Origin of the sequence: Brevibacterium sp. R8603A2 (assembly GCF_023072605.1) — a bacterium.
GTDB lineage: Bacteria > Actinomycetota > Actinomycetes > Actinomycetales > Brevibacteriaceae > Brevibacterium > Brevibacterium pityocampae.
The window spans coordinates 222,712-248,801 of the sequence record NZ_JALLGN010000006.1 but is presented as its reverse complement, the minus strand read 5'-3'; the positions used below and the strand labels follow the sequence as shown (position 1 = coordinate 248,801).

Genomic DNA, 26,090 nt, shown 5'->3' with positions numbered 1-26,090 from the left:
CGAGGGCAAGAGCAAACGCGACATCATCCGCTGTCTGAAACGCTACGTGATCCGCGAGGTCTACCACCTCGTCAAGACCGACCCGCGAACCGGCGAAATCATGAGTTGACAACTATAGGAGCATCAACGCGCTCATGGAGACCGTGAACGGCCTGTTCAAGACCGAGTGCATCCGCACCACCGTCTTCCATCCTGGGCCCTTCAGGACGCTCTCGGACGTCGAGTACGCGACGGCCGGCTGGGTCGACTGGTACAACAATCGGCGCCTCCATGGCTCCCTCGGGATGCTCACCCCGATAGAGTTCGAGACGCTCCACTACGAGGCCCTCAACCGAGAGCCCGAACCCGCAAAGTAGCGGCAGAGAACCCGGGGCGGTTCATAGTGGCCGTCGCTGTCGCCATCGGAATGACCGGGCAACGATCAGACGACTCCGCGCAACGCTCGAGCGACACCGGATCCCAGGCCCCGGTCAGTCCCGTCGACGCGCATCTGCAGCAGTTCCAGACCCTCGCCGATGAACACGGCGACCGTGCTGCCGGCACTCCCGGGTACGAGGCCGCCGCCCAGTACGTCGAACAACAGTTGGCCAGCGCTGGATATCAGAGCAGGCGCCAGTACTTCACCTTCGAACACCGTGGTGAAGAGATCGAGTCCTTCAACATCATCGCGGAGACGGCCGGCGGCGACGACGACAACGTGATCATGCTCGGAGCCCACCTCGACGGGGTTCCGGACAGCCCAGCGATCAATGACAACGCCTCCGGCGTCGCGGCACTGCTGGAGGCCGCTACACAACTCAGCAACCAGGATGGGATCACCAATAAGGTGCGCTTCGCCTGGTGGGGCGCCGAGGAAATCCGCAGGACGCCCGGTTCCCGCCACTACGGGGACAGCCTGACCGCCCACGATCCTGATGAACTCGACCGCATCACCGCCTACATCAACATCGACATGATCGCCTCGCCCAACTACGTCATCGGAGTCTATGACGCACGGGAGTCAGATCCCGGGACCGCCGTCCCTGATGGGTCGGTGGCGGTCATGGACATTCTCACCGACTACTTCGACGCGCGGGAGCAGCGCTGGTCGACTACCCACTGGAACTTCGCTTCCGATCAAGTGGCGTTCACCGAGGCAGATGTTGCAGTGGGCGGGCTGTTCACCGGAAGCAGCGAGAGCAAATCCCGCAGAGACGCCGCCCTCTTCGGCGGAACAGCAGGACAGCCACGTGATCCCAACTACCACACCTCAGGTGATGACATCGGCAACATCAACGAGGAGGCGCTGAACATCATGACCGGCGCGATCTCCGATGTCGCCGACCGCTTGGCCCAGGAGGGACTCACATCGTCAGGCAACACCGATAACGAGCAGGAGGATCACCGGTCCAGCTCTAGCAGCAACCACGAATAAGGTCGGCAGCCGAAGCGACCCTGCCCCGCACGTCTGCACGAGTCCGCGCCACTGTGAAGATTCTGCGAAGATCGGTCGTCAGGGGCTGTGCTCGCCCGCGGCGGATCACTAGCGTCGAACATGGACCGGGCATTTTTCCGGTACCGACGACTGGGAGAAGAAGGAGCACTCCGATGACGCACATCAGCTCGATGATCGAAACCCATCCCAACGGCACCACTGACCTCGACGTCCAAAAACTGGCCGACTGCATCGCCGCCTGTTTCGAATGCGCCCAGACCTGCACCGCCTGTGCCGACGACTGTCTGGCCGAAGACATGGTCGCAGACCTGCGCAACTGCATCCGTCTCAACCTCGACTGCGCCGATATCTGCGCAACCACGGGCAGCATCCTTAGCCGCCGTACCGGGCAAAACCTCGCCACCGTTAAAGCCGTCCTCGAATCCTGCCGGACAGCATGCGCAGCATGCGCAGCCGAGTGCGAGAAACACGCCGACATGCACGAGCACTGCCGGGTCTGCGCTGAAGCATGCCGCCGCTGCGAACAGGCCTGCGCTGACCTCCTGGCCGTCATCGGCTGATTGTCACCGCCATTGTTCGGTCGGACCTCACGGGAGTAGAAGGTAGACAGCTGCGATCCGACAGGCTCAAGAGGTGTAAGTGTGGGGATCCCGTCCGTGAGCGGCCCCGGGCTGGTGCTCGGCATACGACAGCACCTCGGACAGCAGCCGGTGCACGTGCGCGTCACTGGCGGAGTAGTAGACGAACGTTCCTGCCCGTCGGGTCTGCACCAGGTTCGCGGCCCGCAGCTTCGCCAGATGCTGGCTGACCACCGTCGGCGACGCCTCGATCAGTTCGGCCAGTCTCGTGACGTTGCACTCCTCCTGCAGAAGCACCCACATGATCCGCACCCGTGTCGGATCGGCCAGAATCCGGAACGACTCGCTGGCCAGCCGGGCATGAGGACCATCGGGCACCTGCACCTGCGATCGGACATCCATGGCCTCAGCTTAACGTTCCCGCATAGTTGCGAAGATATGCAGGTATGCTGGCGGCATGTCTCCGCACGTTGACCCCGGGAGCGGCGGCCGGCAGAGCCACTCCCACACCCACACCGAGCCCGACGACAACCACGATCGCGAGCATCACCATGATCACGACCTAGCCGACGAAGATGCAGAACGGGTGGCCGGCGGGATCGGTGAAGATCACGATCGGCTCGTCCGGGTCGGCCCGGCCGTCCTCGATCTGCCGGGCACCGAGCTCGAGCGCCCGCGAGCGGTGCCGCTCGAGCTGTGCGGTGTCCTCGACGGTGAAGTCGAGGTGGAGCTGCTGGTGCACCTCGGTGCTCGGCCAGGTCGAGCGCGGCAGGTGCTCGGTCGGCTGGAACGCGAGCCGCTGACCGTCGGGCGAGACGAGGATGAGGAACTCCCCGTCGTGCTTCCCGCCCGGCTCGTCGCCCGGGCGGTACGGCCACCCCAGGAGCGCGCGGTAGAACTCCGCGAGTCCACGGTGGTCCTCGGCATCGAGCACGGTGGAGCGGAGGCGGGGGAACGTCTGCTCATCCATCCACCCAGCCTGCCACCGGGCCGCGGTCCTGTCAGCCCCGCGAGCCATCTCTCATTCCCCGGCGTTCGCCTCCCGCCCCGTGCTGAGACCTCGATTTCGGAAGGTCCCTGAGCGCCGATCCGCCGTTCTCTGCGGTTTCAGCGCGGGGTGCCTCGGCTCGAGGATTGACAGTCGGTGCGGGGCCGAACCCGCGGGCAGTGGCCCCCTGAGTGCGAAGTCCAACCCGCGGGAGTTCTCATCCCCGATTCGCGGCCGACGCGATTCCCGATCCGTGACCGGTTCGCGTTCGATAGTCTGCTCGTGACTCGATCTCCAGCGAAAGGCCCGCCATGTCGGCCACCGCCCGCCCGAAGTCCAGCCTCCTCCCGATCGCCGCCCGGACCGCCGGGGCCCTCGCCGGTGCGCTCGCCCTCACCGCCGGCACCTACGTCCTCCGCAACACCACCTACGCCCGGCTCGACCGGGCACGCGCCGAACGCGCCGGTTTCACCCTCCGTACGACGATGATCAACGGACACGGGATCCGGTTCGCCGAGGGCCCCGACGCCGGCCCGGCGCTCGTGCTCCTGCCCGGCCAGGTGAGCGACCTGTGGAACTACGCCCGCGTCATGCGCGACCTCTCCCGCGACTTCCATGTCTACGCCGTCGACATCCCCGGCCACGGTGGGTCCGAGCACGACCCCGAGCTCTACTCCGGTGCGGTGCTCGGGGAGCTGTTCGCCGACTTCATCGCCGGGGTCGTCGGCGAGCAGGCCATCGTCTCCGGGCACTCCTCGGGCGGGCTCATCGCCGCCTGGCTCGCCGCGTCCCGGCCCGAGGTGGTCGCCGCGCTCGTGCTCGAGGACCCCCCGTTCTTCTCCTCGGTGCTGCCGGCCGCGGAGAAGACCACGAACCACGTCGACCTCGCGACCACCGCCCACGCCTACCTCGCGCAGCACTCCCCGGGCTCGGGCCCGCCCGGCCAGCCCGGCCCGCCTGCGGCAGATCCGTCCGCGGCAGATCCGTCCGCGGCAGACCCGCGCGCCGCGGATTTCGTCGCCTACTACGCCGAGCACACCCCCATGCTCGACATGTTCGGCGACCTCGGCCCGCGCATGCGCGCCCAGGCGCTCGCCCAGCGAGCCGCTGACACCGCGCAGCCCGTGCGCTGGGCGCTCATGCCGCCGGTGCTCAACGAGTACTTCCGCGGGATGGGCGACTACGACCCGCGGTTCGGACAGGCCTTCTTCGACGGCAGCTTCCACGACCACTTCGACCACGCGCTCACTCTCGCCGCGATCAGCGCGCCCACCCTCCTCATCCACTGCAATTGGTTCCGCGACGAGGACGGCGTCCTTATGGCGGCGATGAGCGGCGAGGACGCGGAGCAGGCGCGCGATCTCATCCCCGACGTGCGATTCGAGCGGGTCGACTCCGGACACAGCTTCCACTTCGAGCACCCCCGCCGCTATGCCCGGCTGCTCCGCGGGTTCGCCGCCGACACCGTGGGCGAGGTCGACCTCCTCGACTGAGCCCGCCGGGCACCGCCGCCGCACTCGATCACCGTCCAGGTCGACCTCCTAGACTGGCCGGATGGACAGATCAGCGACCATGCGCCGACAGGCGCTGCGCACCCCCGGCCTCCGCTCGATCCGCCGCCCGATCGGCACCCGCGACACGCGCTCGGCGGCGGGATCTCCGCTGTCCTCCCCACCACCTGCCGAGGCGCCCGCCGCCTCCCCGACCGGGTCCGAGTTCGAGCTCCACTACGTGCGCACCGGCCCGGACACCTACCGGAGGTCACCGGACCCGGTGGCGCCGGCCTCGGGCACGGCGTCCGTCCCCCTCGTCATCCTCCCCGGCGGGCCCGGCCTCGCCTCGGCGCTGCCCTACGGTGAGGTGCGGAAGCAGGCGGCGGCGCGCGGCCTCGAGGTCATCATGATCGAGCACCGCGGAGTCGGGCTCTCCCGCCGTGACCTCGACGGCCACGACCTGCCCCGCGAGGCCCTGTCCGTCGCGCTCGCCGCTGAGGACATCGCTGCGGTGCTCGACGCCGAGCGCATCGAGCGGGCGGTCATCGTGGGCTCGTCCTACGGCACCTACCTCGCCCAGGCCTTCGCCGTCGAGCACCCCGAACGGGTCGCGGGCCTCGTCCTCGACTCCCCGATGCTCGCCGCGACGGACGAGAAGGTCGCCCGCGAGTACTCGCGCGACCTGCTGTTCCACGGCACCGCGGGGTCGCGGGAGACACGGCTGCTCGCGGCGAAGGTCCACGACCTCGTGACCTCCGGCGACGTCGACGAGCTCACGCTCGGCCGCGATGTGCGGATCATCTTCGAGTTCGCCGGGCCGCAGGTGCTCGACCGCTTCCTCAACCAGGTCAGGCTCGGCCGGGCGAAGCGCACGCTCGCGTTCCTCGACAAGGCCGGTTCCGGCGACATGGGCGACGGGCTGCCCTACTTCATGGAGTTCGACCTCGTCGGCGAGATCGCGTTCCGCGAGCTGAGCTTCTTCGCCGCCGGCGACGGCCGGATCTTCGACCAGACGCACGAGTTCGAGGCGATCCGGGCGCAGTACTCCGACTACGTCGGCGAGCCCTACGACCTGCCGGCGGCGCTGCCGGGCTTCGACTTCCCCGTCGTCGTGCTGTCCGGCGACCGCGACCTGCGCACACCCCGGCCCGTGGCCGAGGAGATCGTCCGGCTCGCACCGCAGGGTCGACTCGTCGCACTGCCGGAGCACGGGCACAGCGCGCTCGACACCCATCTGCGCGCGCTGCTCATCGCGTCCGAGACGGTCGCCACCGGGCGGGAGCCGGAGCTCGACTGGAACCCCGAGCGGTTCGCGCACCTCGACCACACCGGGGGGCCGTCCCGGTTCGTCGGTCCGCTGATCGATGCGAACCTCGCCCTCGACCGGATCCTCTCCCGCTGAGACCTCGATTTCGGACGGTTCCTGAGAGCGTTTTCGCCGGAGTTTGCGATGTCAGCGCGTGCGACCTGGCGCGGTCCCCGAGACCTGACAGCAGACGCCCAGGCCCTGATGACCGGTGCCGATAGACTGACGACGTTCACGCCTACAAGGAGGTCTGCCGTGTCCGACCCCAGCACCTCTCGATCGAATTCCTCTCCATCGAGCACTTCGGCATCGAGCTCCCCGTCCGCCGACGCCGCGTCACGAGGAACCTCGTCCACCGGCGCCTCATCCACTGACGTGTCGTCGTCGGGCTCCTCGGGCGCTGCCACCACGGAGTTCCCCTCCGACGCCCCGCTGCAGGTCGAGATCCACGACGGGATCATGACGCTCACGCTGCGCCGCCTCGAACGGCGCAACGCCGTGAACCAGGAGCTCGCCGATGCGCTCGACCGGGCCTTCGCCATCGCCGAGGCGACCGCCTCCGTCCGCGTCATCGTCCTCACCGGGGCGGGCGGGTACTTCTCCGCCGGCACCGACCTCAGCGAGGGCACCTCGCCGAAGACCCCGGACGGCGGCTCCTACGGCTTCGTCCGGCGCCGGCGCAGCGTGCCCGTCATCGCCGCGGTGGAGGGATTCGCCCTCGGCGGCGGGTTCGAGATGGTGCTGGCCTGCGATCTCGTCGTCGCCGCCCGCGACGCCCGCTTCGGTCTGCCCGAGGTCAAGCGCGGCGTGGTGGCGAACTGCGGGGCGTTCTTCCGCACCCCCGCAAAACTGCCGGCCACTGCCGCCACCGAGATGCTCCTCACCGGCGACCCGATCTCCGCGCCGCGCGCCGTCGAGCTCGGCCTCGTCAACACGGTGACCGAGCCCGGGCACGCGCTCGCCGGGGCGCTCGAGCTCGCCGGACGCATCACCGCGAACTCCCCGGTCGCCGTCGCGGAGACCACCCGGGCGCTCATCGAGGCGCGCGACCTCGCCGAGGAGCCGCTGTGGCCGCTCACCGACCGCGCCTCGCAGACCCTGTGGGCGTCCCCCGACCGGGAAGAGGGGATCCGCGCGTTCTTCGAGAAGCGCGAGCCGCGCTGGACGGTGCGCTGACCCGCCGCCGAGGTGTGATCGGGTCCCGAGGTGGGACACGGTGCCGAGGTGGGACAGGGCGCCGAGGCGCCGGCCACCTCGACCCCGGCGCCACCCGCCTCGGGAGCGACGTCAACTGACGACCCCTCGCCTGACTACTCCTCACCCGGCGGCGCCGAGCACCTCTTCGATCGCGGCCACCGCGGCCGCCGCTCCGTCCTCCGCCGCGAACTCCGCCTGCACCCGGTCCGCCGCCTGCCGGTAGCGCGGGTCCGTGAGCAGCGCGCGGACCGCTTCGGTGAGCCTGCGGGTCCCGGCGGCCCGGCGGGGGAGCGCGATGGCATTGCCCTCCCGAGCGCACACCGCGATGTTCCACGACTGCTCGGGCTGCATCCCCATCCCGACGAACGGCACCCCGGTGGCGCACGCCGTCTGCACCGTGCCCTGCCCGCCGTGGATCACCGCGGCGTCGACGAGCCCGCCCAGGCGGTGTGCCGGCAGCAGGTCGACCAGGTGCACGCGCTCCGGCAGCTCCGACTCGTCCCCGGGCTCGAGGAGGTGCCGGACGGGCGCGACGACCTCGACGTCGAGGTGGGCGAGCGATGCGACGGCGGCGAGCACGGTGCGGCGGTCTCCCGAGGAGCCGAGCGCCAGATATACGAGCGGGCGCGGGCCGGCGGCGAGCTCCCGGACCACTGGGGGCACCTCACCGGGCAGCTCGGCGAAGATCGGCCCTACCCGGCGGTACCCGGCCGGCAGGGAGTACCCGGCGAGCTCGGAACCCATGACGGTGAGGAGGTTGATGTCGCCCTCGAACAGCGCGGCCCCGGTGCGCAGGGGAGGGACCCCGACCTCCCGGGCGACGGCGGTGAAGGCGCGCGGCGCGATCGGCAGCCGGTCGTAGACGAGCCGGAAGGCGGCCGACCCCGCCGCATCGAGTGCACCGCGCACCGCACTGGACACCGCATCTGACACCGCATCGAGCGCACCGGACACCGCACCGGACACCGCAGCGAGGGCGCCCGGCAGCGGCCCGCTCGCGGGGACGAGTCCCAACCGGGCCGTCTGCTCGACGTGCGGGCGGGTGAGCGCGAAGGGGACGGCGTAGAACAGCGGCACCGCCTCGGCCCGGGCGGAGATCAGCGAGGTGACGTTCGTGCCCATGACGACCGCCTCGGCCCCGGTCTGCCGGATGAGGCGCCGTTCGGCGGTGACGCGGGCGCGCACCAGCCGGGTGCTGAACGGGTGGCGGATCGAGCGGCCCTGGTCGAGCGCGAGCGCCTGCGCCTGCTGATCCGGTGTCAGCACGGGGGCGAGCCTGCGCACCTCGAACCCGGCGTCGCGGATGAGGTGCGTGTACGGGTCCTCGTAGACCTGGAAGATCGCGCGCCACTCGGGGCCGAGCGCCCGGGCGATGACGATCATCCGGGTGGTCTCGGCGAGATTGAACGTCACCGGTGCGAAGATCAGGGTCCGCATACGGTCAGCGTAGCGGGGTCGCTCGGGGCGGCAGGGGTGGCAAGGTGGCAGGGGCGCGGGTTGCTGGGCTCAGTGCAGTGGCGGCTCAGGGGTGTGGGCGGTTCAGCGCAGTGGGCGGCTCAGGGGTGTGGGCGGCTCAGCGCAGCAGGCCACTCAGGGCAGTGGACTCGGCACTCGGGCGATGACCGGGAACCGGGGCCGGGCCTACACTCGGACCATGACGAACTGGCAGCCCGCCGAAGTCACGATCTGCGCCACCTGCGGCGTCGAGTTCTCCGCGCCCGTGCCCGAGGTGTGTCCCGTCTGCGCCGACGAGCGCCAGTTCGTACCGCGCTCGGGGCAGGAGTGGGCGCGCCGCTCCGAGCTCGAAGCCGCCGGCCACGCGGTGACGATCCGCGAGGTCGAACCCGGCCTGCACGCGCTGCGCGTGGAGCCGCGCCTGGGCATCGGCCAGACCTGCTACCTCGCCCGGACGGAACAGGGGAACCTGCTGTTCGACGTCCCGCCCTACCTCGACGCCGAGGCGGTCGCCGCAGTGGCCGAGCTCGGCGGGGTGGCGGCGATCGTCGCGAGCCACCCGCACATGTACGGTATGCAGCTCGAGTGGAGTGCGGCCTTCGACGACGCCCCGGTGTTCGTGTCCCGCGCGGACGCCGGCTGGGTGCAGCGCCGCACCCGGGCGGGCGCGGATGCCGGGGCGGGTGCGGGCCCGCCGGGTGACGCGGAGACCGCCGAGGCGGAGGGGCCGGCCGAGGCGGGTGCCGGCGCGAGTCCGCTCGTCGAGTACGACCGGCAGATCGAGCCGGTCCCGGGCGTGCTCGTGCGGCAGATCGGCGGGCATTTCTCCGGCAGCTCGATCGTGGTGTGGCGCTCGCCGGAGGACGGCGTCGGGGTGTTCCTCGGTGGCGACACCATCAGCCCGGTCGTGCGCAGCGGATGGGTGACCTTCATGCGGAGCTTCCCCAACTACCTGCCGCTGTCCGGCGCCGTCGTCCGGCGCATGGCCGACGCCGTGGCCGACCTCGACTTCGACCGGATGTACGGCAATTTCGGCCAGCAGCTCCGCACGGGTGGGAAGGCCGCGGTCGAGGAGTCGGCACAGCGCTACATCGCCTGGGTATCCGGGGAGTTCGACCACCTGACGTGAGGCTCCGGGCCCACCGGCGGCTGCTCGAGAGTGCAATCTCTGGAGGATCTCTTCCCAGAAACCTTCGAGGATTGCACTCTCAAGGTCAGAGGGTGCGGAGGAGCTCGGCGGTGGCGAGGGCGGCGGTCGCGGCCTCGTAGCCCTTGTCCTCGCGCGAATCCGGCAGGCCCGCACGGTCGAGCGCCTGTGCGTCCGTGTCGCAGGTGAGCAGCCCGAAGCCCACGGGGGTGCCCGTGTCGAGGGCGACCCGATTCAGCCCCTCGGTCGCAGCCGCGCACACGTAGTCGAAATGCGGGGTGCCGCCGCGGATGACGACGCCGAGCGCCACCACCGCAACGTGCGTCGCCGCGAGCCTCTGCGTCACGACCGGGAGCTCGAAGCTGCCCGGCACCCGCACGAGCCTCGCCTCGATCCCGGCCTCCGCGGCCGCCTTCTGCGCGCCGGCGATGAGTCCGTCCATGACCGTGTCGTGCCACGACGAGGCGACGATCGCCATGCTCAGTCCGCTGTCCGCGCTCGGCGCCAGATCCGGTGCTCCGTGGTGTGCCATCAGCCGGCTCTCCTCTGTTCGTCCATGTCGGTCCTCTCCATACGTTCGAAGGGTTCTGTCTGTTCGGTGGGTGCTGTCTGCTCGTCGGGTTCTGTTCGTTCGGTCGGCACTGCCTGGTCGAAGGACGCTGCCTGGTCGAAGGACGCTGCCTGGTCGAAGGACGCTGCCTGGTCGAATGGCACTGCCTGGTCGAATGGCCCTGTGCGTTCGGTGCTCGCCGCGCCTATCGCCTCTCCCGCAGCCTCCGTCCCATCTGTGCCGGCGGTGAGCGAGTGGTGCATGCGCACCCGCTTGGTCTCCAGGTAGCGGGCATTCTCCACGCGCACGGGCACCTCGATCGGCTCGCGCGCCTCGACTGCGATGCCGTGGGCTGTGAGCGCGGCGATCTTCGCGGGATTGTTCGTCAGCAGCCGGACCCGGTCGAGACCGAGCGCGGTGAGGATCGCCGCGGCGGCCGCGTAGCTGCGGGCGTCGTCGGCGAAGCCGAGCTCCCGGTTCGCATCGACCGTGTCGATGCCCTGCTCCTGGAGTGCATAGGCGGCGAGCTTGTTCGCCAGCCCGATCCCGCGCCCCTCGTGGTCGCGCAGGTAGACGAGCGTTCCGCCCTCGGCCGCGATCCGTCGCAGTGCGACGTGGAGCTGCTCGCCGCAGTCGCACCGGTGCGAGCCGAACACGTCTCCGGTCAGGCACTCCGAGTGCAGGCGGACGAGCGGAACCGTGCCGGCGGGCGTCTCCCCGCTGATGACGAGGTGCTCGACGCCGCCGACCGTCCACGCCTGAGCCCGCAGCCGACCGTGGGCGGAGGGGAGCGCGACGGGTGCGCCCGGGGCCGCCTCGGGAAGACTCGTTCCCGGCACTGGAGCTGTGGGTAGAGATGTTCCGGGCAGGACCGGCGTGGGCAGAGCCGGCGCGGCCGGCCGTGCTCCGGCGGTCGAGGTGGACGCCGAGGCACCGGCACCGGCCGTGCTCCCGCCGTCCGCCTCCCCGTCGTCGTGCGCCTCGAGCCAGGCGACGAGGTCCTCGATCGACACGGTGACGAGCCCGTGCTCCCGCCCGAAGGCGAGCAGCGCGTCGAGACGCATCATCGAGCCGTCGTCGTGGACGAGCTCGGCGATGACGGAGACCGGCTGCAGGCCGGCGAGCCGGGAGAGCTCGACGCCCGCCTCGGTGTGGCCGGGCCGTTCGCGCACCCCGCCGTCCTTCGCGATGAGCGGGAAGATGTGCCCGGGTCGGGAGAGCGCCTGCGGGCGCGGCCGGGCCTCGGCGAGCACGCGGACGGTCTGCGCGCGGTCGGCGGCGCTGATGCCGGTGCTCGTGTGTTCGATCGCGTCGCAGGACACGGTGTAGGCGGTGCCCTTGGGATCCTCGTTGACCGCGGTCATCGGCGGCAGCTCGAGCGCGCTCGCCCGTGCCGCAGTCATCGGGGTGCAGATCACGCCCGAGGTGTGCCGGACGATGAACCCCATCCATGCGGGCGTCGCGAGCTCGGCGGCCATGATGAGGTCGCCCTCGTTCTCGCGGTCCTCGTCGTCGACGACGATGATCGGCCGGCCGGCGCGGACCTCGGCGATCGCGGCGTCGATGGTGTCGAGGGTGCGGGCCGGCCGGTGCCGTGGCTGCCCCGGGTGCGCCTGGTCCTGGGCCCGCCCGTCCGGGGCGGGCGCTGCGGGGTGCGTGACGTGCAGCTGGGCGGTCATGACGGGTCTCCGATCGGGGCGAGGTCCGGGGTGGTGTGACCCCCGGTGGTGAATGAGAGGAGTCGGGCCGCGTACTTCGCGAGCACGTCGACCTCGACGTTGACCGTCCGGCCCACGGCCGCGGAGCCGAACACCGTGTGTTCGAGCGTGGCGGGGATGAGACCGACCTCCACCCAGGCGGGGGAGGCGCCCGGAGCGCTCACCGCGGTGAGCGTCAGGCTCGCCCCGTCGAGCGCGATCGAGCCCTTCTCCGCGGTGTACGGCGCGAGCTCGGCGGGCAGGTCGACGCGCATCCGCACCCAGCCGCCCTCGTCGTCGAACCGGCTGACGGTGCCGACGCCGTCGACGTGACCCTGCACCACATGCCCGTCGAAGCGGCCCCCGGCGGGCATGCAGCGCTCGAGGTCGACCCGGTCGCCGACGCGCAGCGAGCCGAGGTTCGTGCGCGCGAGGGTCTCGCCGATGACCTCGGCGGAGAACACGCCGGAGGGGTCCGTGCCGACCGGCCGGGTGCCGTGGGGGTCGTGGGTGCCGTGGGTGTCGTGGTCCGCGCCCGTGCCCGGCACCGCGGTGAGGCACACCCCGTTGACGGCGAGCGATCCGCCGCGCGGGAGGTCGGCGACGATCTCCCCGGCGGCGATGGTGATGCGGGCGAAACCGCCGTCGGGGCGGACGTCGACGGCGGTGACGGTCCCGAGCGATTCGATGATTCCGGTGAACATGGTGTCTCCTTCAGTGACTCGACAGGGCCGGCGCGGAAAGGCGGGGCGGGTCGTGGGTGACGGCAGGGGTGGGCGCGGGGGAGAGGGGCGGATCCGCGGTCCCCGCGAGGACGGCGGGGGTGCGTGCTCGTTCGTCGCCGGTGCTCTGCTCGCCGTCGTGCGCAACGGCGGGGACGAGGCGATGGAAGGTGTCGGGTCCGAGTCGCGCGGGTGCTGCGGGCCCGGCGGGGTCGGCGACGAAGCGGTGCGCCTCGGTCAGCGTCCCCACGCCCAGTCCGGCGAGGGCGGGCAGGCCGTCGCCGAGCAGGATCGGGGCGGTGTAGAGGTGGAGCTCGTCCACGAGTCCGGCGGCGAGGAACGCGCCGGCGATGTGCGCCCCGCCCTCGACGAGCACGTGCCCGACCTCGGCGGCTGCGAGTGCGCGCAGGGCGGCGAGCGGGTCGTGCGTGCGAAGGTGCAGGGTGCGCGGATCGCGGGCGAGGTGGGATCCGGCGGCGAGCTCGCGGAACCCCATGATCACCGGGAGCGGCTGCGCCCCGGCGGGGCGCCCGTCTGGGGTGCGGGCGGTGAGCCGCGGATCGTCGGCGAGCGCGGTGCCGGTGCCCACGAGGATCGCGTCGACCCGGGCGCGCAGGGTGTGGGCGTGGGTGCGGGACTCCGCCGAGGTGATCCACCGGCTCGTGCCGTCGACGGCGGCGATCCGGCCGTCGAGGCTCTGCGCGAGCTTGAGCGTGACATAGGGGCGGGCGGCGCGCTGGGCGGCGATCCAGCGGGCGTTGAGCCGCTCGGCCTCCTCCGCCCGGACGCCGGAGACGACCTCGACGCCGTGGGCGTGCAGATGGGCCGCGCCGCCGGAGGCACGGGGGTTGGGGTCGTCGATCGCGTGGACCACGCGCCGGATCCCGGCGTCGAGGAGGAACTGAGAGCACGGCCCGCTGCGCCCGGTGTGGTTGCAGGGCTCGAGGGTGACGACCATCGTCGCGGTCGTGAGGTCGATGCCGGCCGCGCGGGCGCGCTGCACCGCGTCGACCTCGGCGTGGGGCGTGCCGGCGCCGCGGTGCCAGCCGGTGACCACGGTGCCGTCCGCGGCGAGCACCGCCGCGCCGACGAGCGGGTTGGCCCCGCGCTCCCCGCGGGCCGCCGCCTCGAGCGCGGCGGACATCGCCCGCGCCTCCTGTGATGCCCGTGTCCCTGCATGTGACCGTGTCCCGGGGAACACCCGTGTCCCGGGGAACGCACGTGTCTCAGGGAATGCCTGTGTCTCCGGGAATGCCCCGGCCTCCGGGAACGCCTGTGTCTCCGGGAACGACGGAACCGTCCGGTCTGCGTCCACTGTCTCCTCCTGGTCTGCACCGGGAGGAGGGAGGATCGTCACCGAACGGTTCGATGAATGCAGGGGATGCGTTCGACTGCGAAGTCGAGACGGCACACCCGTGCGCGTCGAGTTCCTCCCATCCAGACTTTGACTGTCGGTCTCGGAATCTCACCGAGTCAACCGGATCTCCCTGCTGCTGCAGGTCGAGCGGCTCGCGGACTGTACCGCCGGTACGGAATCTCACCGTCCCCGGAACTTCGTGGGCCCAGCATACAGACGTTCGGCGGGGAGTGGCGCGATGGTCCCTCATGGTGAGACGGGTCACACGGACTGCGGTGCAGTCACACGGACTGCTGTGCGCAGTGATCTCGTCCGGCCGACTGTGCTGTCCCCGCCGTCCGATCGTGCGCCGCCCGCTTCACCCGCACCGCCTGTATCGCCCGCGCTGCCGTAACGCTTCCGTAACGGGTCGGGAGGTCTGCGGGGTGTGACGGGGATTACTTCATAGGGTGAGTGGTGACCGACGCACCCGGACACTCCGGCGCGATCCCAGTGATCGCACCGGGCTCCGGCCGCAACCGAATCCGGTCGCAACTGACACCGATCGCAACTGACACCGACGTCGACAGGGGACCGCATCATGCGCACTCGCACCACACTTCTCACCGCCGGACTGGCCTCGGCCGCACTCGTCCTCTCCGCCTGCGGAGGCGGCAGCGGCGGCAGCGGCGGAGGTGACGGATCCGCCGAGGGCGGCGGCGACCTCGGCACCGAATTCATCACCATCGCCACCGGCGGATCCTCCGGCGTCTACTACCAGGTCGGGGCCGGCATGTCCGAGCTGCTCGCCGACCAGCTCGGCTCCGACACCTCGGTGCAGGCGACCGGCGCCTCGGTGGAGAACATCACCCTGCTCACCGAGGGCGGCGCAGAGGTCGCCTTCGCGATGGCCGATGCCACGACCCAAGCGCTCGAGGGCGCGGGCCCGTTCGAGGAGAACGGCGCGGTCGACTCCCTGCCGGCGATCGCGAGCCTCTACGACCAGTACCTCCAGCTCATCACCGTCGAGGGCAGCGGGATCGAATCCGTCGAGGACCTGGCCGGCAAGCGCGTCTCCGTGGGCGATATCAACTCCGGCGTCGAGCTCAACGCCCGCACCGTCGTCGACGCCTACGGCATGAGCTACGACGACTTCACCGCCGACTACCTGTCCTACGCCGAGGCGATCGACCAGATGAAGAACGGGCAGGTGCAGGCGGCGTTCGTCACCAGCGGTCTGCCGAACTCCGCGGTGACCGACCTGTCGACCACCGAGGACGTCGTGGTCGTGCCGATCACCGGTGAGGGGCGCGAGACCCTGCTCAACGACTACGACTACTTCGGGGAGGGCGAGGTGCCCGCCGATGTCTACGACACCGCCGAGGCCGCGGAGACCCTGACCATCCCGAACCTCCTGCTCGCCAGCCCCGAGCTCAGCGAGGACGCGGTCTACGACATCACCAAGGCGATCTTCGACAACATCGACCAGGTGCACGCCACGCACAACGCGGCGAAGGACATCACGCTCGAGAACGCGACCGATGTCACCGTCACCGACATCCACCCGGGTGCGCAGCGCTACTACGACGAAGCCGGCAGCTGATCCCATGAGCACGACGGCCGGCACCTCGGGGGCGCGATCGCGATGATCGCGCGCCGCGGGGTGCTGGCCGCCGCACTCGCACTGCCGCTCCTGACCTCGGCGACCCCGGTCACCGCGCTCGTGGTGCGGGAGCAGCGGCCCGGCAGGCGGGAGTTCGCCCGGATCCCGGTGGGCCAGGGCGACATCGTCGAGTTCTCCTGGATCCACTCCGTCGACGGCACCCCGTGGACGGAGTTCTACCGGGTGGCCGGGCGCGGACTCGTCCTCGACTGCACCGAGATGAGCCTCACCGGCGCGGGGACCCCGTCGAGCGCGCCGGAGGTCAGCTACTCCGGGGACCAGACCCGGATGTGCGGTCTCGACCTCACCTTCGACGCAGTGCGCTGGATCCACTCCCACGCCGTCGACCACCGCATCGTCGTCGGCGGCGCCCTGCTCATCGCTCCCGAAGCCGTCCCCCATCACTGCCGCGCCGAGCTGGCAGTCGTCTGAAAGCGAAGAGTCCCATGAGCCACACCCCGCAGCCCCTGGCCGAGGCCGAGGTCGTCGACCAGGAGACGCTGGAGAAGTACGACCGCGAATCGCGCACGCGCAAGGTCGAGACGACCTTCCTCAAGTGGCCGGTGACGATCGTCGCGGTCGCCCTGTCGGTCTACCACGTGTGGACCGCGCTGCTCGGCACGCCGCCCACACTGGTCCACCGCAGCATCCACGTCGCCGCGATCCTCGTGCTCGCCTTCTCGATCTACCGGCCGTACCAGAAGGAGAAGCGCGACACCATCCCCTGGTTCGACTACATCCTCATCGCCGCCTCGGCCGCGGTCGCGATCTACCTCGCGACGAACTACGAGTCGATCGTCACCCGCGGCGGGCGCTTCGAGATGATCGACGTGGTCATGGGCGGAGTGCTCCTGTTCGTCGTCCTCGAAGGGGCCCGGCGGCTCACCGGCTGGATCCTGCCGGCGCTCGCGGTCCTCTTCATCGTCTACGACTACTACGGGCGGTCGATGCCCGGGCTGTTCCGGCACCGCGGCTACGACTTCGACACCATCCTCAACTTCATGCTCACCACCACCGAGGGCGTCTACTCCACCGCCGTCGGGGTGTCCTCGACCTACATCTTCCTCTTCATCCTGTTCGGCGCCTTCCTGCAGAAGTCGGGGATGGGGCAGTTCTTCAACGACATCGCCCTCGCACTGGCCGGCCAGACGCGCGGCGGGCCCGCCAAGGTCGCCGTCATCGCCTCGGGATTCCTCGGATCGATCAACGGTTCGGCGATCGCCAACGTCGTCACCACCGGCGCCTTCACCATCCCGCTGATGAAGAAGATCGGGTACAAGCCGAACTTCGCCGGCGGCGTCGAGGCCTCCGCCTCGGTCGGCGGGCAGATCCTGCCCCCGATCATGGGTGCGGCCGCTTTCATCATGGCCGAGACGCTCGGCATCCCCTACCGCACGATCGCGCTCGTTGCGATCGTCCCCGCGCTGCTCTACTACATCGGCATCATCATGCAGGTGCACCTGCGGGCCACCCGGCTCGGCCTCAAGGGGATCTCGCGGGAGAACCTGCCGCTCGTCATGGACGTGCTCAAGGAGCGCGGCCACCTGCTCATCCCGCTCGCCTACCTGCTCTACATGCTGTTCTTCAGCGGCTTCACCATCCTCTTCGCCGCGGTCACCACGATCTTCGTCACCGTGATCGTCGCGATGCTCCGGAAGACCACCCGCATGGGTCTCGGCGACATCATCGGCGCCCTGCGCGACGGTGCGATCACCGCGGTGTCCGTCGCGGTTGCGTGCGCCTGCGTGGGCATCATCGTCGGCGTCGCCACCCAGACCGGGTTCGGGGTCAAGCTCGCGAACGCGATCGTGACGATCGGCGGCGGGTTCCTGCTGCCGACGCTCATCATGACGGCGCTCGCCTGCATCATCCTCGGCATGGGACTGCCGTCGATCCCGGCCTACATCATCACCGCGACGATGGCCGCCCCCGCGCTCACCCAGCTCGGGGTGGAGCCGCTCGCGGCGCACATGTTCGTGTTCTACTTCGGGCTCTTCGCCAACATCACCCCGCCCGTAGCGCTCGCGGCCTTCGCGGCAGCCGGGCTGTCCGGAGGCGATCCGATGCGCACCGGCTTCGCGGCGATGAAGCTCGCGCTCGCCGGGTACGTGGTGCCGTTCGTGTTCGTCTACAACCCGGTGCTCCTCATGCAGGACGTGCAGGTGCTCGAGGCGATCCAGGTGATCGTCACCGCGACCGTCGGAGTGCTCCTGCTGGCCGTCGCCGCGGAGGGCTTCCTCATGGTCGCCGTGCCCTGGGTGCTGCGGATCGCGCTGGTGGTCGGGTCCGTGCTGTTCCTCACCCCGGACAGCCTGCTCGACCTCATCGGGATCGGCGTGCTCGTGCTCTCACTCGGTGCGATCGCCCTCATGGCGAAGAAGCGGAACGAGCTGTCGTGGAGGAACATCTGAGCCCACCGCTGTTCCCGGATCGGAACATGCGCACGGGGCAGGGACCGCGGTGCGGCGCCTACCCTGGAGTCGACAGCACCGCGACAGTCGGCCCATGCGAAAGGACTCACACCCATGCGCACACACTCCTCCCTGCGGACCCTCGTTCCCATGGCACTCGGCAGCACCCTGCTGCTCGTCGGGTGTTCCTCCGGCGGGGGTGAGCCGGCCGGTGGCGAGGAAAACCCCGCCCCCGGTCAGGAGGCTTCGGCGGAGCAGCCGGAGCAGCCCGCCGAGGAGCCTGCTCCCGCCGCCGTGACCAATGAGCAGATCCGCACCGCGATCGAGGCGATCGACGTCGAGGGCGTCGACCTCACGGTCACCGATTCCGCGGCCACCGAGGGCGCGGACGAGGCGCTCGACGAGAACCAGGTCGAGCCGGCGGAGTGCCGGGCGGCGCTCGAGAACATGCCGGGCGTCGGCAGCTCGGAGAGCGCAGCCGTCTCCGGCATCGCGAACAACGGGATGATGTTCGGCGGCTCGGCCCTCGAGGATGCACAGACCGCCGAGGAGCTGCTCGCCGCCCAGGAGCAGATGCCGGAGCGGTGCGCGGAGTTCACGATGACGAACGCGGCGGGCGAGACCGGTGAGGTCGCCATCGCCCCGTACGACCAGGCACCGGAAGGGGCGACGGGATACACGATGACGACGCAGGCCGGCGGGGTCGCCATCGACGTGAACATCGTCTTCGGAACCGTGGGCAATGCCTTCGTCCTCGGCGCGTTCGTGCCGGAGATGGCTGTCGACGGGCAGCAGAAGCTCGACGAGGGATACGGGCAGCTCGTCGAGTCCCTCGAATCGCAGGCCGGCTGACGGGCAGGCTCCGCGACAGGTCGATCTCGCCGCAGGCCGGCGACCGATCGGACGGGGACCGATCGGTCCGGGACCGGCCGATCGGCCGGGCCGGATCCACCGGCCGGGCCGGACGGGTCAGTCGGCGTCGGCGGTGAAGCGCTGCTCGGTGCCGGGGGAGTCATCCGAGCGGGTCCACGTGCACACGAGCTCGTCGCGGGAGCCGAAGCGCACGAGGTGCCGACCGACGACGCCCTCGAAGCGCTCGACGGAATCGGCGGTGGCCGTGAGCTCGATGTCGAGGGAGTCACCGCGGTCGGTGAGTGCGGCGAGCACGGACCCGTCTGCGAACTCGATCGTGCCCTTGCCGGTGTCGGCATCCCACACGCCCGGCACCTTGCGGCTCATGTGCGACACGAGCTGCTTGGCGTAGCGCGCGGGGCGGTCGGTGCGCACGTGCGCGGTCGAGATCACAGGGTGCTCGGAGGATTCGCTCATGCGATGGAGTCTACTGCCGGGATCGTGGTGCCCCTCTCCCGTGCCCGGGCATCTTCCGTGTCCGTGCCTCTCCCGTGTCCGTGCCCGGACCTAGACTCGGGACCATGGACAGCAGCGAACTCCGGACCCAGGCCCTCAGCGCACTGCGCGAACTCACCGGTCGTCCCGACGCGGAGTTCCATCCCGGGCAGTTCGAGGCGATCGAGGCGCTCGTCGCCGGTCGCCGCCGCACCCTCGTCGTGCAGCGCACCGGTTGGGGCAAATCCGCCGTCTACTTCGTCGCCGCCCGGCTGCTCCGTGCCGCCGGCCGCGGCCCGTCCCTCATCATCTCCCCGCTGCTCGCCCTCATGCGCGACCAGGTGGGGGCCGCCGAACGCGCCGGGGTCCGCGCCGTCACCCTCAACTCCTCGAACGTCACGGAGTGGGACTCGGTGCTCGCCGCGCTCGGCGACGGCGCCGTCGACGTCCTCCTCATCTCCCCGGAGCGGCTCAACAACCCGAAGTTCCGCGACCACGTGCTCCAGAACCTCCTCACCGAGGTCGGCATGATCGTCGTCGACGAGGCGCACTGCATCTCCGACTGGGGGCACGACTTCCGGCCCGACTACCGGCGCATCGGCGCCCTGCTCGCCGAGCTCCCGGCGGACCTGCCTGTGCTCGCGACGACGGCGACGGCCAACGAGCGGGTGGTCGCCGATGTCGCCGAGCAGCTCGGCGCGGACACCCTGGTGATCCGCGGCCCCCTGTCGCGGGCCTCGCTGCGCCTCGGCGTCGCCCCGGTGCGCCCGCCGAGCGAGCGGATCGCCTGGCTCGGTGAGCGCCTGGGGGACTTCCCCGGATCAGGCATCATCTACACGTTGACCGTCGCCGCCGCCCAGGACACCGCCCGCGCCCTGCGATCCGCGGGCTGGGACGTCGCCGCCTACACCGGGGGCACCGACCCGGAGGAGCGCGAACGGCTCGAGGGCGACCTCAAGGCGAACCGGCTCAAGGCGCTCGTCGCCACCTCCGCGCTCGGCATGGGATTCGACAAACCCGACCTCGGATTCGTCGTCCACCTCGGTGCGCCGTCCTCCCCGGTGGCGTACTACCAGCAGGTCGGCCGTGCCGGCCGTGCCACGGAGTCCGCCGACGTCCTGCTTCTGCCCGGCGCGGAGGACTCCGACATCTGGGAGTACTTCGCGACCGCGTCGATGCCCGCGGAGGACGATGCCGCCGCAGTCCTCGCAGCCCTCACCGACGCCGGCGGGGAGCCGCTGTCCGTGCCGCGGCTGGAGACCCTCGTGGGCGTCAAGCGCGCCCGCCTCGACCTGCTCCTCAAGACCCTCCAGGTCGACGGTGCCGTGGATCGGGTGGCCGGCGGGTTCGTCTCCACCGGCCGCGGGTGGACCTACGATGCCGAGCGCTACGCCAACGTCGCCGCCGCGCGGAAGCGGGAGGCACAGGCGATGCTCGACTACGAGGCGACGGGCGGCTGCCGCATGCGGTTCCTCGCCGAGCAGCTCGACGACCCGGAGGCCGCCGACTGCGGACGGTGCGACACCTGCGCCGGCCAGTGGTGGTCCGACGAGGTCTCCGACTCCGGACGCTCCGCCGCCCGCTCGGTGCTCAGCGCGGTCGGGCTGCCGGTCGAACCCCGCGCCTCGTGGCCGTCCGGGCTCCCGTCGATCGGGGTCGACCTCAAGGGGAGGATCCCGGAATCGGAGCGCAGCGCCGTCGGCCGGGTCGTCGCGCGGCTCACCGACCTCGGCCCCGGGCAGCTGCTGCGCGGATTCCTGGCGCCCGGGGCGGAGGACCTGCCCGTCCCGCCGGAGATCGGCGCGCACTGCCTCCGCGTGCTCGCGGACTGGGGCTGGGACGCCCGGCCCGAGGTCGTCGTCTCCATCCCCAACGCGCGCCGTCCCACGACGGTCGCCTCGCTCGCCGCGGAGCTCGCCCGCGTGGGCCGGCTGCACGACGGCGGGCCGCTGACGGCCCGCCGGGAGACCGGCAGCCCCGACGTCAACAGTGCGTTCCGCGTGCGCGACGTCCACGACGCCTTCGCCGTGAGCCCCGAGCTCGGCGCCGCGGTCGAGGGCCGCACGGTGCTGCTCGTCGACGACGAGATCGTGTCCCGCTGGACCATGACGGCGGCCGCCCGGGAGCTCCGCCGTGCGGGTGCCGCGGCCGTCCTGCCCTTCGCGCTCGCCCTGCGCGCCTGAGCCACGTCTGCGGGTGCGCGGTCTGCAGGTGCGCGCCCGCACCACGTCGCCGGCTGCGCGCCGGGTGGGCCGGGCGGCGCCTCGACCTCGGTGAGGAGATCCTCAGAAGCGGTGGGTGACGCTGATCGCGGAGCCGAGCATCGACCCGGTGCGGTACTCGACCGGGGTGTCGCCGGAGGCGGAGATGCGGGTGTAGGCGAGCAGCGGGGTGCCGGGCTCGCACTCGAGCGCGGCGGCCTCCTCCGCATCGGCCGCGACCGCCCGGAGTGTCTCCCTGCCCCCGTCCACGCTGATGCCGCAGACCACGCTGAGCTCCCGGTACACGCTCGTATGGGTGAAGTCGAGATCGGTGAGCGGCTCGGCGTACCGCAGCGGGATCCAGCTGTGACCCAGCGAGATCGGCGGGCCGTCGGGGTGGTAGGTCCAGGCGAGGTGGAGGAGCGCGGTGTCGGATTCCACGCCGAGATGCGCCGCCGCCTCCTTGTTGAGCTCGGCCCGCTGGACCGTCGTGTGGGTCGTGCCCCGGGAGATGTCGCCCTCGAGTGGGGGCAGCAGGCTGTGGACCGGGCCGCTCGAGGTCCACGGGTCGGTGGTCTGGACCTGGGGCGCGCGGCCGCGGTGGGAGATGATGATGCCGGCCTCGCGCAGCGGGCGCAGTGCCTGGCGCACTGTCCCTCGGCTCACGCCGTACTCCTCGGCGAGCTGCACCTCACCGGGGAAGCCTTCGGTGAACTCGCCGGAGTAGATCCGGGAGCTGAGGTCGTCGTGGATGCGCTTCCATACCGGGTTGGGGCGCGTGGTACCGCTTTCGGCACGGGAGAACAACGTCAGGACCTTTCGGTGGACAAAGCAGTGGGTCGGCCATTTGAGGACGGGGTGAGGCAACGCGCCGTGTTGATGACAGACGGAATCCGGCGGATTCCCGGTCACTGTACACCGGTTTGACTGAACATTCTGCCGTTCAATGACATTCCACCGAGATGGGATCGCTCCATGCGGCCCGCATGCAAGGCAGCGGCCGTCCGGGTTCATGGTGCGGAAGGGCGATCATGCGAGTGGTGCTCGAAACTGCGTATAGGAGATCCTACCTCCGCTCAGGCCACGGTGGGCCAGGCATTCGGCCGGCAGCCGTCGAGCCCCTTCGACTGCTGATGCATGAGAGGAGCGGGCTCCCCGTCACCGGGGCAGCTGACGTGACCGTGCCCGAGCGCGTGCCCGACCTCGTGGTTGACGAGATACTGGCGGTAGACCTCGAGCGACTCGAAATCCTCCGTGCCCTGCATCCAGCGCTTGGCGTTGAGGTTGACGTTCGGGCCGTTGCGGCACGAGAGCTCGCCGTCGGTGATGAGCGGTGCGCACATCCGGTCCACGGTGTCGGGGCTCGCGATGCTGATCACCGAGTCGGCCTCCGCGGTGTCGACGACGAGTTCGAAGGCGACGCCGTCGAGCGTCTGCCAGCCGCGTTCGTCCTGGAGAGTCGCGATGACGAACTCCGCGGCTTCATCCGCGTCGATAGGCATGTCGTCCTCGACCCGGATGGCGACGGCGAAGGGCCGGCCGTCCTCGGTCGACGGTTCCACCGGCTCATCGCTGCTCGCCCACTCGCCGCTGCCGGAGACGGGGACCTCGGTGGGTGTCGGAGTGCCCGGGGCGGCCTGCCCGGGTGCCGGGATCGATTCCGGGGCGACGGCCGCGGTCGGCGTGGCCCCGGCGTTCACCTGGTGTGCGGAGTCCGCCGGGGTGCAGGCGGAGACGGCGAGCACGAGGGACGCGGCGGCAAGCGGCAGCATCGGGCGCGGGGGATGCATGCTCGTCATCGTAGTCGACGCCCGGCGCCGCGACGGGACCCCGCACATCCGGTGCGGGGATCCGCAGGCCCGGTTCAGGGTTCCAATGCCAAGCTGTTCGAGCGCCTGCCGGGTTCAGCCGCGCAAGGAGCGCATGGCGCGCATGGCGCGCTGCTGGGCCACGGTGTCTACGGCGCGGAGCACGGCGATCCGCACGGGCCTGCGGGGTGTGCCGGCGCCTCGGCCCGGGGCCGGATCCGTGGAAGCCGGGAAAGCCGTGGACGAGGTCAGGCCTGGGCGTCCTTCGCCTGCTTGTTCGCCTTCGCGCCGGACCACACGGCGATGAGGACGACGAGGCCGAGGCTGATCCACAGCGCGTAGCGGTCGATGGTCTGGATGACGTCGACGGCCGCCTGGCCGAGCGAGTAGCCGAGCAGTGCGACACCGACGGTGAGGATGAGGCAGGCGAGGAAATCGGCGATGAGGAACACCCACAATCGCATCCCGCTCCAGCCGGCGACGAGCCATACGAGGGTCCCGGGGATGCCGGGCACGCGGCTGATGACGACGAGGAGGAAGAGGAGCCACGGGGGCATCCGGCGGAACTTCTCGACCTGCCGGCGCTGCCGGTCGGTGGAGGTGAAGATGTTGAGGATGCCGTCGCCCCAACGGCGGCCGGCGAGCCAGAACAGCCAGTCGAACTTCGTCATCCCGACGAAACCGGCGACGAGCACGAGCCAGAGCGGGAACTCGCCCACCCGCGCATAGGCGGCTGCGCCGACGATCGCGGTCTTCGCGCCGGTGAGGAACTCGAGGAGAATCGGCTGGTGCGCGATGAGGAACGGCCGGAACGGCATCATGCCCAGGTAGAACGCTGGGACGGCGAAGATCGCGAACAGTAGGAACTTGTCCGTCGGAGCCGCCGCGCCCTTCCACGGCTTGAGGTCGTCCCAGGACTGGGGCGGCTCCTTCTTCATGCCGCCGGCGGTGTCTGCGCTGTCCGCGGAAGCCGAGCCGTCAGCAGGAGCGGTGACCGTGGATGACGCCGTGTCCGCAGGTGATGCGGTGTCCTCGGCTTGGGTGCTGTCGCTCGCCGGGCCGGGTGCGCCCGGGGATTCGGGGCGCGGGGATGACGGTTCGGGGACCACGGTCTGTCCTTCGGTGTCGGGGTGGGCGCAGAGTGATCGAGCGGCGCGAGGAGCGCGGAGCCCGCCGGGGTCCGCAGGCGTTCGTGTCATGGTAGCCGGTGAAGCCGGGCGGGTGGTGCCACCGCTCTCCGAGACGGCCTGCGGAGGCGGTCGGGCTCTGGGTCGCCTGCCAATTCGTCCTGGAGCGGCCTGTGGTCAGGGCAACCCTCGCGGGCCGGGTCGGACTGGGGTGCGCGGAACGGGTGCTCGGGTCACCCGCGGCGGCCGGCCACGACGATGAGGGCGATCCCGCCGCCGGCCATCAGCACGCTCACTCCGGCGACGAGGGAGGCGACCAGGCGGAAGTTCGCGGCGATATCGTCGAACGCCTCGGTGTTCCCGCCGCCGCCCAAGAGGAACAGGCCGAACGGCATGATGAAGATCAGCACCGCCGCGGCGATGCCGAGCAGACCGAGGACGAGGAGCGTCACGCCGGGGGCGATGAAGTGGCGCCTCTTCCGAGGCGCGCCCGGGGCTCCCCCGGGCTGCGGGGGCGCAGGCGGCGCGCCGGGTGGTGGAGGGGGCGGGGCCTGACCCCGGCCCCCGCTGGGTGGGGGTGGCCGGTGGGGGTTCCGTGCTGGGCCGGTCATGGTGTGCTCCCGCTCATCCTCGTCGTGTGGTCCTCTCCGGACTCTCCCGCAGCGGCCGGTCTTGCGCAAGCCGGTGCGGAGAACGGCGCGCCTGCGGGCCGGGCAGACTCTACACTCATGATGAGGCCGGAGCGGTGCGGGCACCACCGTCGTGCCTGTCGAGGACGAGCAGGGAAGGGGCGCCCATGGAGATCGCGGAGCCGATCGGCCGGATGGCCCTTTTCGGCCCCGAGCACCTGACCGCGCTCGCCGGGATCGTCGTCGGGGCGGTCGTCCTCGTGGTCATGGCGCGGCGGAAGCGCGGCACCCGCACCGAGCTCCGGATCACCCGTGCGACCGGATGGGTGCTCCTCGTCGTGGCCGTGGGGTGGACGGTGTGGGGGATGCTGCCGAGCCACTGGGACATCGGTCAGTCGCTGCCCTTCCACTTCTCCGACGTGCTCCGCATCGTCACTGCGATCGCCCTCATCACCCGCGCGGGCTGGGCGATCGCCATCACCTACTACTGGGGGCTCACGCTCAACCTCCAGTCGGTCGTCACCCCCGACCTCAACTACATGCAGAACCCCGAGCTCGAGTTCACCGTGTACTGGATCCTCCACGCCCTCGCCCAGTGGGCGCCGATCGTCCTCGTCTGGGGGCTGGGCTACCGGCCCACCTGGCGCGGCTTCGGCGTCGCCTACGTGTCGGCGCTCGCCTGGGCCGTCCTCGCGGCGGCGGTCAACTGCGCCACCGGAGCGAACTACGGCTACCTGGCGCAGGCGCCGGCCGGGTTCTCCGTGCTCGACCTGCTCGGCGGCTGGCCGTGGTACATCGGTGTGGAGATCGCCGTCGTCGCCGTCGTCTGGATGCTCATGACCCTGCCGTGGTCGGAGCCCGAGCGCCTCACCCGCGCCCCGGTCGTCGACTGCTGGCGCTGCGTGCGCCGCTGGGACGGAACGCCCGTGCGGCCGCGCGGGCGAGCGTCGGCCTAGCACTCGGAGCCCGGAGATCACCGGGTGGACCGGAGAAACTTGTC

24 protein-coding genes, 1 pseudogene and 1 riboswitch are annotated in these 26,090 nt (G+C 70.8%); of the genes and pseudogenes, 13 read left to right on the top strand and 12 right to left on the bottom strand.

The features are described 5' to 3' along the window. Positions 1-107 precede the first annotated feature (107 nt). The 3 genes and pseudogenes from MTQ12_RS08180 to MTQ12_RS08170 all read left to right on the top strand — a co-directional run. Positions 108-337 (top strand): annotated as a pseudogene (locus tag MTQ12_RS08180) (integrase core domain-containing protein); the annotation flags it as partial. A gap of 45 nt (positions 338-382) precedes the next feature. Continuing rightward, the gene (locus MTQ12_RS08175) at positions 383-1,414 is read left to right on the top strand and encodes a M28 family peptidase (RefSeq protein ID WP_247618226.1); all 1,032 of its coding nucleotides are present in this window, start codon (positions 383-385) and stop codon (positions 1,412-1,414) included. A 173-nt stretch (positions 1,415-1,587) separates the two neighbouring features. Further along, entirely contained in the window at positions 1,588-1,995 is a 408-nt protein-coding gene (locus MTQ12_RS08170; RefSeq protein ID WP_137318256.1) for a four-helix bundle copper-binding protein, read from the top strand. Positions 1,996-2,061: 66 nt separating this feature from the next. On the opposite strand, the gene MTQ12_RS08165 is transcribed toward MTQ12_RS08170, so the two are convergent. Beyond that, entirely contained in the window at positions 2,062-2,415 is a 354-nt protein-coding gene (locus MTQ12_RS08165) for a metalloregulator ArsR/SmtB family transcription factor (RefSeq protein ID WP_247618221.1), read from the bottom strand. A 160-nt stretch (positions 2,416-2,575) separates the two neighbouring features. Further along, complete coding sequence (locus tag MTQ12_RS08160) at positions 2,576-2,983, bottom strand: VOC family protein (protein ID WP_137318254.1); 408 nt, start codon at positions 2,981-2,983, stop codon at positions 2,576-2,578. A gap of 329 nt (positions 2,984-3,312) precedes the next feature. Between MTQ12_RS08160 and MTQ12_RS08155 the strand changes: the two genes are divergently transcribed. The 3 genes from MTQ12_RS08155 (at position 3,313) to MTQ12_RS08145 (ending at position 6,976) form a co-directional block, all read left to right on the top strand. After that, entirely contained in the window at positions 3,313-4,494 is a 1,182-nt protein-coding gene (locus MTQ12_RS08155) for an alpha/beta hydrolase (protein ID WP_247618220.1), read from the top strand. 61 nt (positions 4,495-4,555) lie between these two features. Next, the gene (locus MTQ12_RS08150) at positions 4,556-5,896 is read left to right on the top strand and encodes an alpha/beta fold hydrolase (RefSeq protein ID WP_247618219.1); all 1,341 of its coding nucleotides are present in this window, start codon (positions 4,556-4,558) and stop codon (positions 5,894-5,896) included. A gap of 279 nt (positions 5,897-6,175) precedes the next feature. Beyond that, complete coding sequence (locus MTQ12_RS08145) at positions 6,176-6,976, top strand: enoyl-CoA hydratase-related protein (protein ID WP_247618218.1); 801 nt, start codon at positions 6,176-6,178, stop codon at positions 6,974-6,976. A gap of 141 nt (positions 6,977-7,117) precedes the next feature. Here MTQ12_RS08145 and MTQ12_RS08140 read toward each other — a convergent pair whose 3' ends face one another. Continuing rightward, positions 7,118-8,434, bottom strand: a complete 1,317-nt coding sequence (locus MTQ12_RS08140; RefSeq protein ID WP_247618217.1) for a nucleotide disphospho-sugar-binding domain-containing protein — start codon at positions 8,432-8,434, stop codon at positions 7,118-7,120. A gap of 217 nt (positions 8,435-8,651) precedes the next feature. Here MTQ12_RS08140 and MTQ12_RS08135 point away from each other — a divergent pair, with 217 nt between their 5' ends. Next, positions 8,652-9,581 (top strand): hydrolase, encoded by a 930-nt coding sequence (locus MTQ12_RS08135; RefSeq protein WP_247618216.1) that lies wholly within the window; start codon positions 8,652-8,654, stop codon positions 9,579-9,581. 85 nt (positions 9,582-9,666) lie between these two features. Here the strand turns inward: MTQ12_RS08135 and ribH are convergent, their stop codons facing one another. The 4 genes from ribH to ribD are packed head-to-tail and all read right to left on the bottom strand — an operon-like array spanning position 9,667 to position 13,769. After that, a complete protein-coding gene (gene ribH, locus MTQ12_RS08130; protein ID WP_247618215.1) occupies positions 9,667-10,131 on the bottom strand; it encodes a 6,7-dimethyl-8-ribityllumazine synthase in 465 nt (154 codons plus the stop codon). After that, complete coding sequence (gene ribB, locus MTQ12_RS08125; RefSeq protein WP_247618214.1) at positions 10,131-11,828, bottom strand: 3,4-dihydroxy-2-butanone-4-phosphate synthase; 1,698 nt, start codon at positions 11,826-11,828, stop codon at positions 10,131-10,133. Before ribB ends, ribH begins: the two co-directional genes overlap by 1 nt. Continuing rightward, on the bottom strand, positions 11,825-12,550 hold the full coding sequence (locus MTQ12_RS08120; RefSeq protein ID WP_247618213.1) for a riboflavin synthase: 726 nt from the start codon (positions 12,548-12,550) through the stop codon (positions 11,825-11,827). Before MTQ12_RS08120 ends, ribB begins: the two co-directional genes overlap by 4 nt. Positions 12,551-12,560: 10 nt before the next feature. After that, positions 12,561-13,769 (bottom strand): bifunctional diaminohydroxyphosphoribosylaminopyrimidine deaminase/5-amino-6-(5-phosphoribosylamino)uracil reductase RibD, encoded by a 1,209-nt coding sequence (ribD, locus tag MTQ12_RS08115; RefSeq protein ID WP_348983859.1) that lies wholly within the window; start codon positions 13,767-13,769, stop codon positions 12,561-12,563. A 220-nt stretch (positions 13,770-13,989) separates the two neighbouring features. Then, positions 13,990-14,126, bottom strand: a riboswitch (FMN riboswitch). Positions 14,127-14,505: 379 nt separating this feature from the next. Between ribD and MTQ12_RS08110 the strand changes: the two genes are divergently transcribed. From MTQ12_RS08110 to MTQ12_RS08095, 4 genes are all read left to right on the top strand, one after another. Then, entirely contained in the window at positions 14,506-15,507 is a 1,002-nt protein-coding gene (locus tag MTQ12_RS08110; RefSeq protein ID WP_247618211.1) for a TAXI family TRAP transporter solute-binding subunit, read from the top strand. 42 nt (positions 15,508-15,549) lie between these two features. Beyond that, a complete protein-coding gene (locus MTQ12_RS08105; RefSeq protein ID WP_247618210.1) occupies positions 15,550-15,999 on the top strand; it encodes a DUF1850 domain-containing protein in 450 nt (149 codons plus the stop codon). 14 nt (positions 16,000-16,013) lie between these two features. Then, positions 16,014-17,978, top strand: coding sequence for a TRAP transporter permease (locus MTQ12_RS08100; RefSeq protein ID WP_247618209.1), 1,965 nt, complete (start codon positions 16,014-16,016; stop codon positions 17,976-17,978). A 114-nt stretch (positions 17,979-18,092) separates the two neighbouring features. Beyond that, entirely contained in the window at positions 18,093-18,830 is a 738-nt protein-coding gene (locus MTQ12_RS08095; RefSeq protein WP_247618208.1) for a hypothetical protein, read from the top strand. 117 nt (positions 18,831-18,947) lie between these two features. Here the strand turns inward: MTQ12_RS08095 and MTQ12_RS08090 are convergent, their stop codons facing one another. After that, entirely contained in the window at positions 18,948-19,307 is a 360-nt protein-coding gene (locus MTQ12_RS08090) for a DUF2218 domain-containing protein (RefSeq protein WP_137318242.1), read from the bottom strand. 104 nt (positions 19,308-19,411) lie between these two features. On the opposite strand from MTQ12_RS08090, the gene MTQ12_RS08085 reads away from it, so the two are divergent. Further along, entirely contained in the window at positions 19,412-21,508 is a 2,097-nt protein-coding gene (locus MTQ12_RS08085) for a RecQ family ATP-dependent DNA helicase (protein ID WP_247618207.1), read from the top strand. Positions 21,509-21,610: 102 nt separating this feature from the next. On the opposite strand, the gene MTQ12_RS08080 is transcribed toward MTQ12_RS08085, so the two are convergent. The 4 genes from MTQ12_RS08080 to MTQ12_RS08065 all read right to left on the bottom strand — a co-directional run bounded on the left by MTQ12_RS08080 (position 21,611) and on the right by MTQ12_RS08065 (position 24,913). After that, positions 21,611-22,333: a GntR family transcriptional regulator gene (locus MTQ12_RS08080; RefSeq protein WP_175406810.1), complete on the bottom strand. Its 723-nt coding sequence runs from the start codon at positions 22,331-22,333 to the stop codon at positions 21,611-21,613. Between the two features lie 269 nt (positions 22,334-22,602). Further along, the gene (locus MTQ12_RS08075) at positions 22,603-23,316 is read right to left on the bottom strand and encodes a DUF3152 domain-containing protein (RefSeq protein WP_247618206.1); all 714 of its coding nucleotides are present in this window, start codon (positions 23,314-23,316) and stop codon (positions 22,603-22,605) included. A 266-nt stretch (positions 23,317-23,582) separates the two neighbouring features. Further along, a complete protein-coding gene (locus MTQ12_RS08070; protein ID WP_247618205.1) occupies positions 23,583-24,533 on the bottom strand; it encodes a DedA family protein in 951 nt (316 codons plus the stop codon). Positions 24,534-24,694: 161 nt separating this feature from the next. Next, entirely contained in the window at positions 24,695-24,913 is a 219-nt protein-coding gene (locus tag MTQ12_RS08065; RefSeq protein WP_137318236.1) for a hypothetical protein, read from the bottom strand. 344 nt (positions 24,914-25,257) lie between these two features. Between MTQ12_RS08065 and MTQ12_RS08060 the strand changes: the two genes are divergently transcribed. Next, positions 25,258-26,046, top strand: a complete 789-nt coding sequence (locus tag MTQ12_RS08060; RefSeq protein ID WP_247618204.1) for a TIGR02206 family membrane protein — start codon at positions 25,258-25,260, stop codon at positions 26,044-26,046. Positions 26,047-26,090 lie beyond the last annotated feature (44 nt).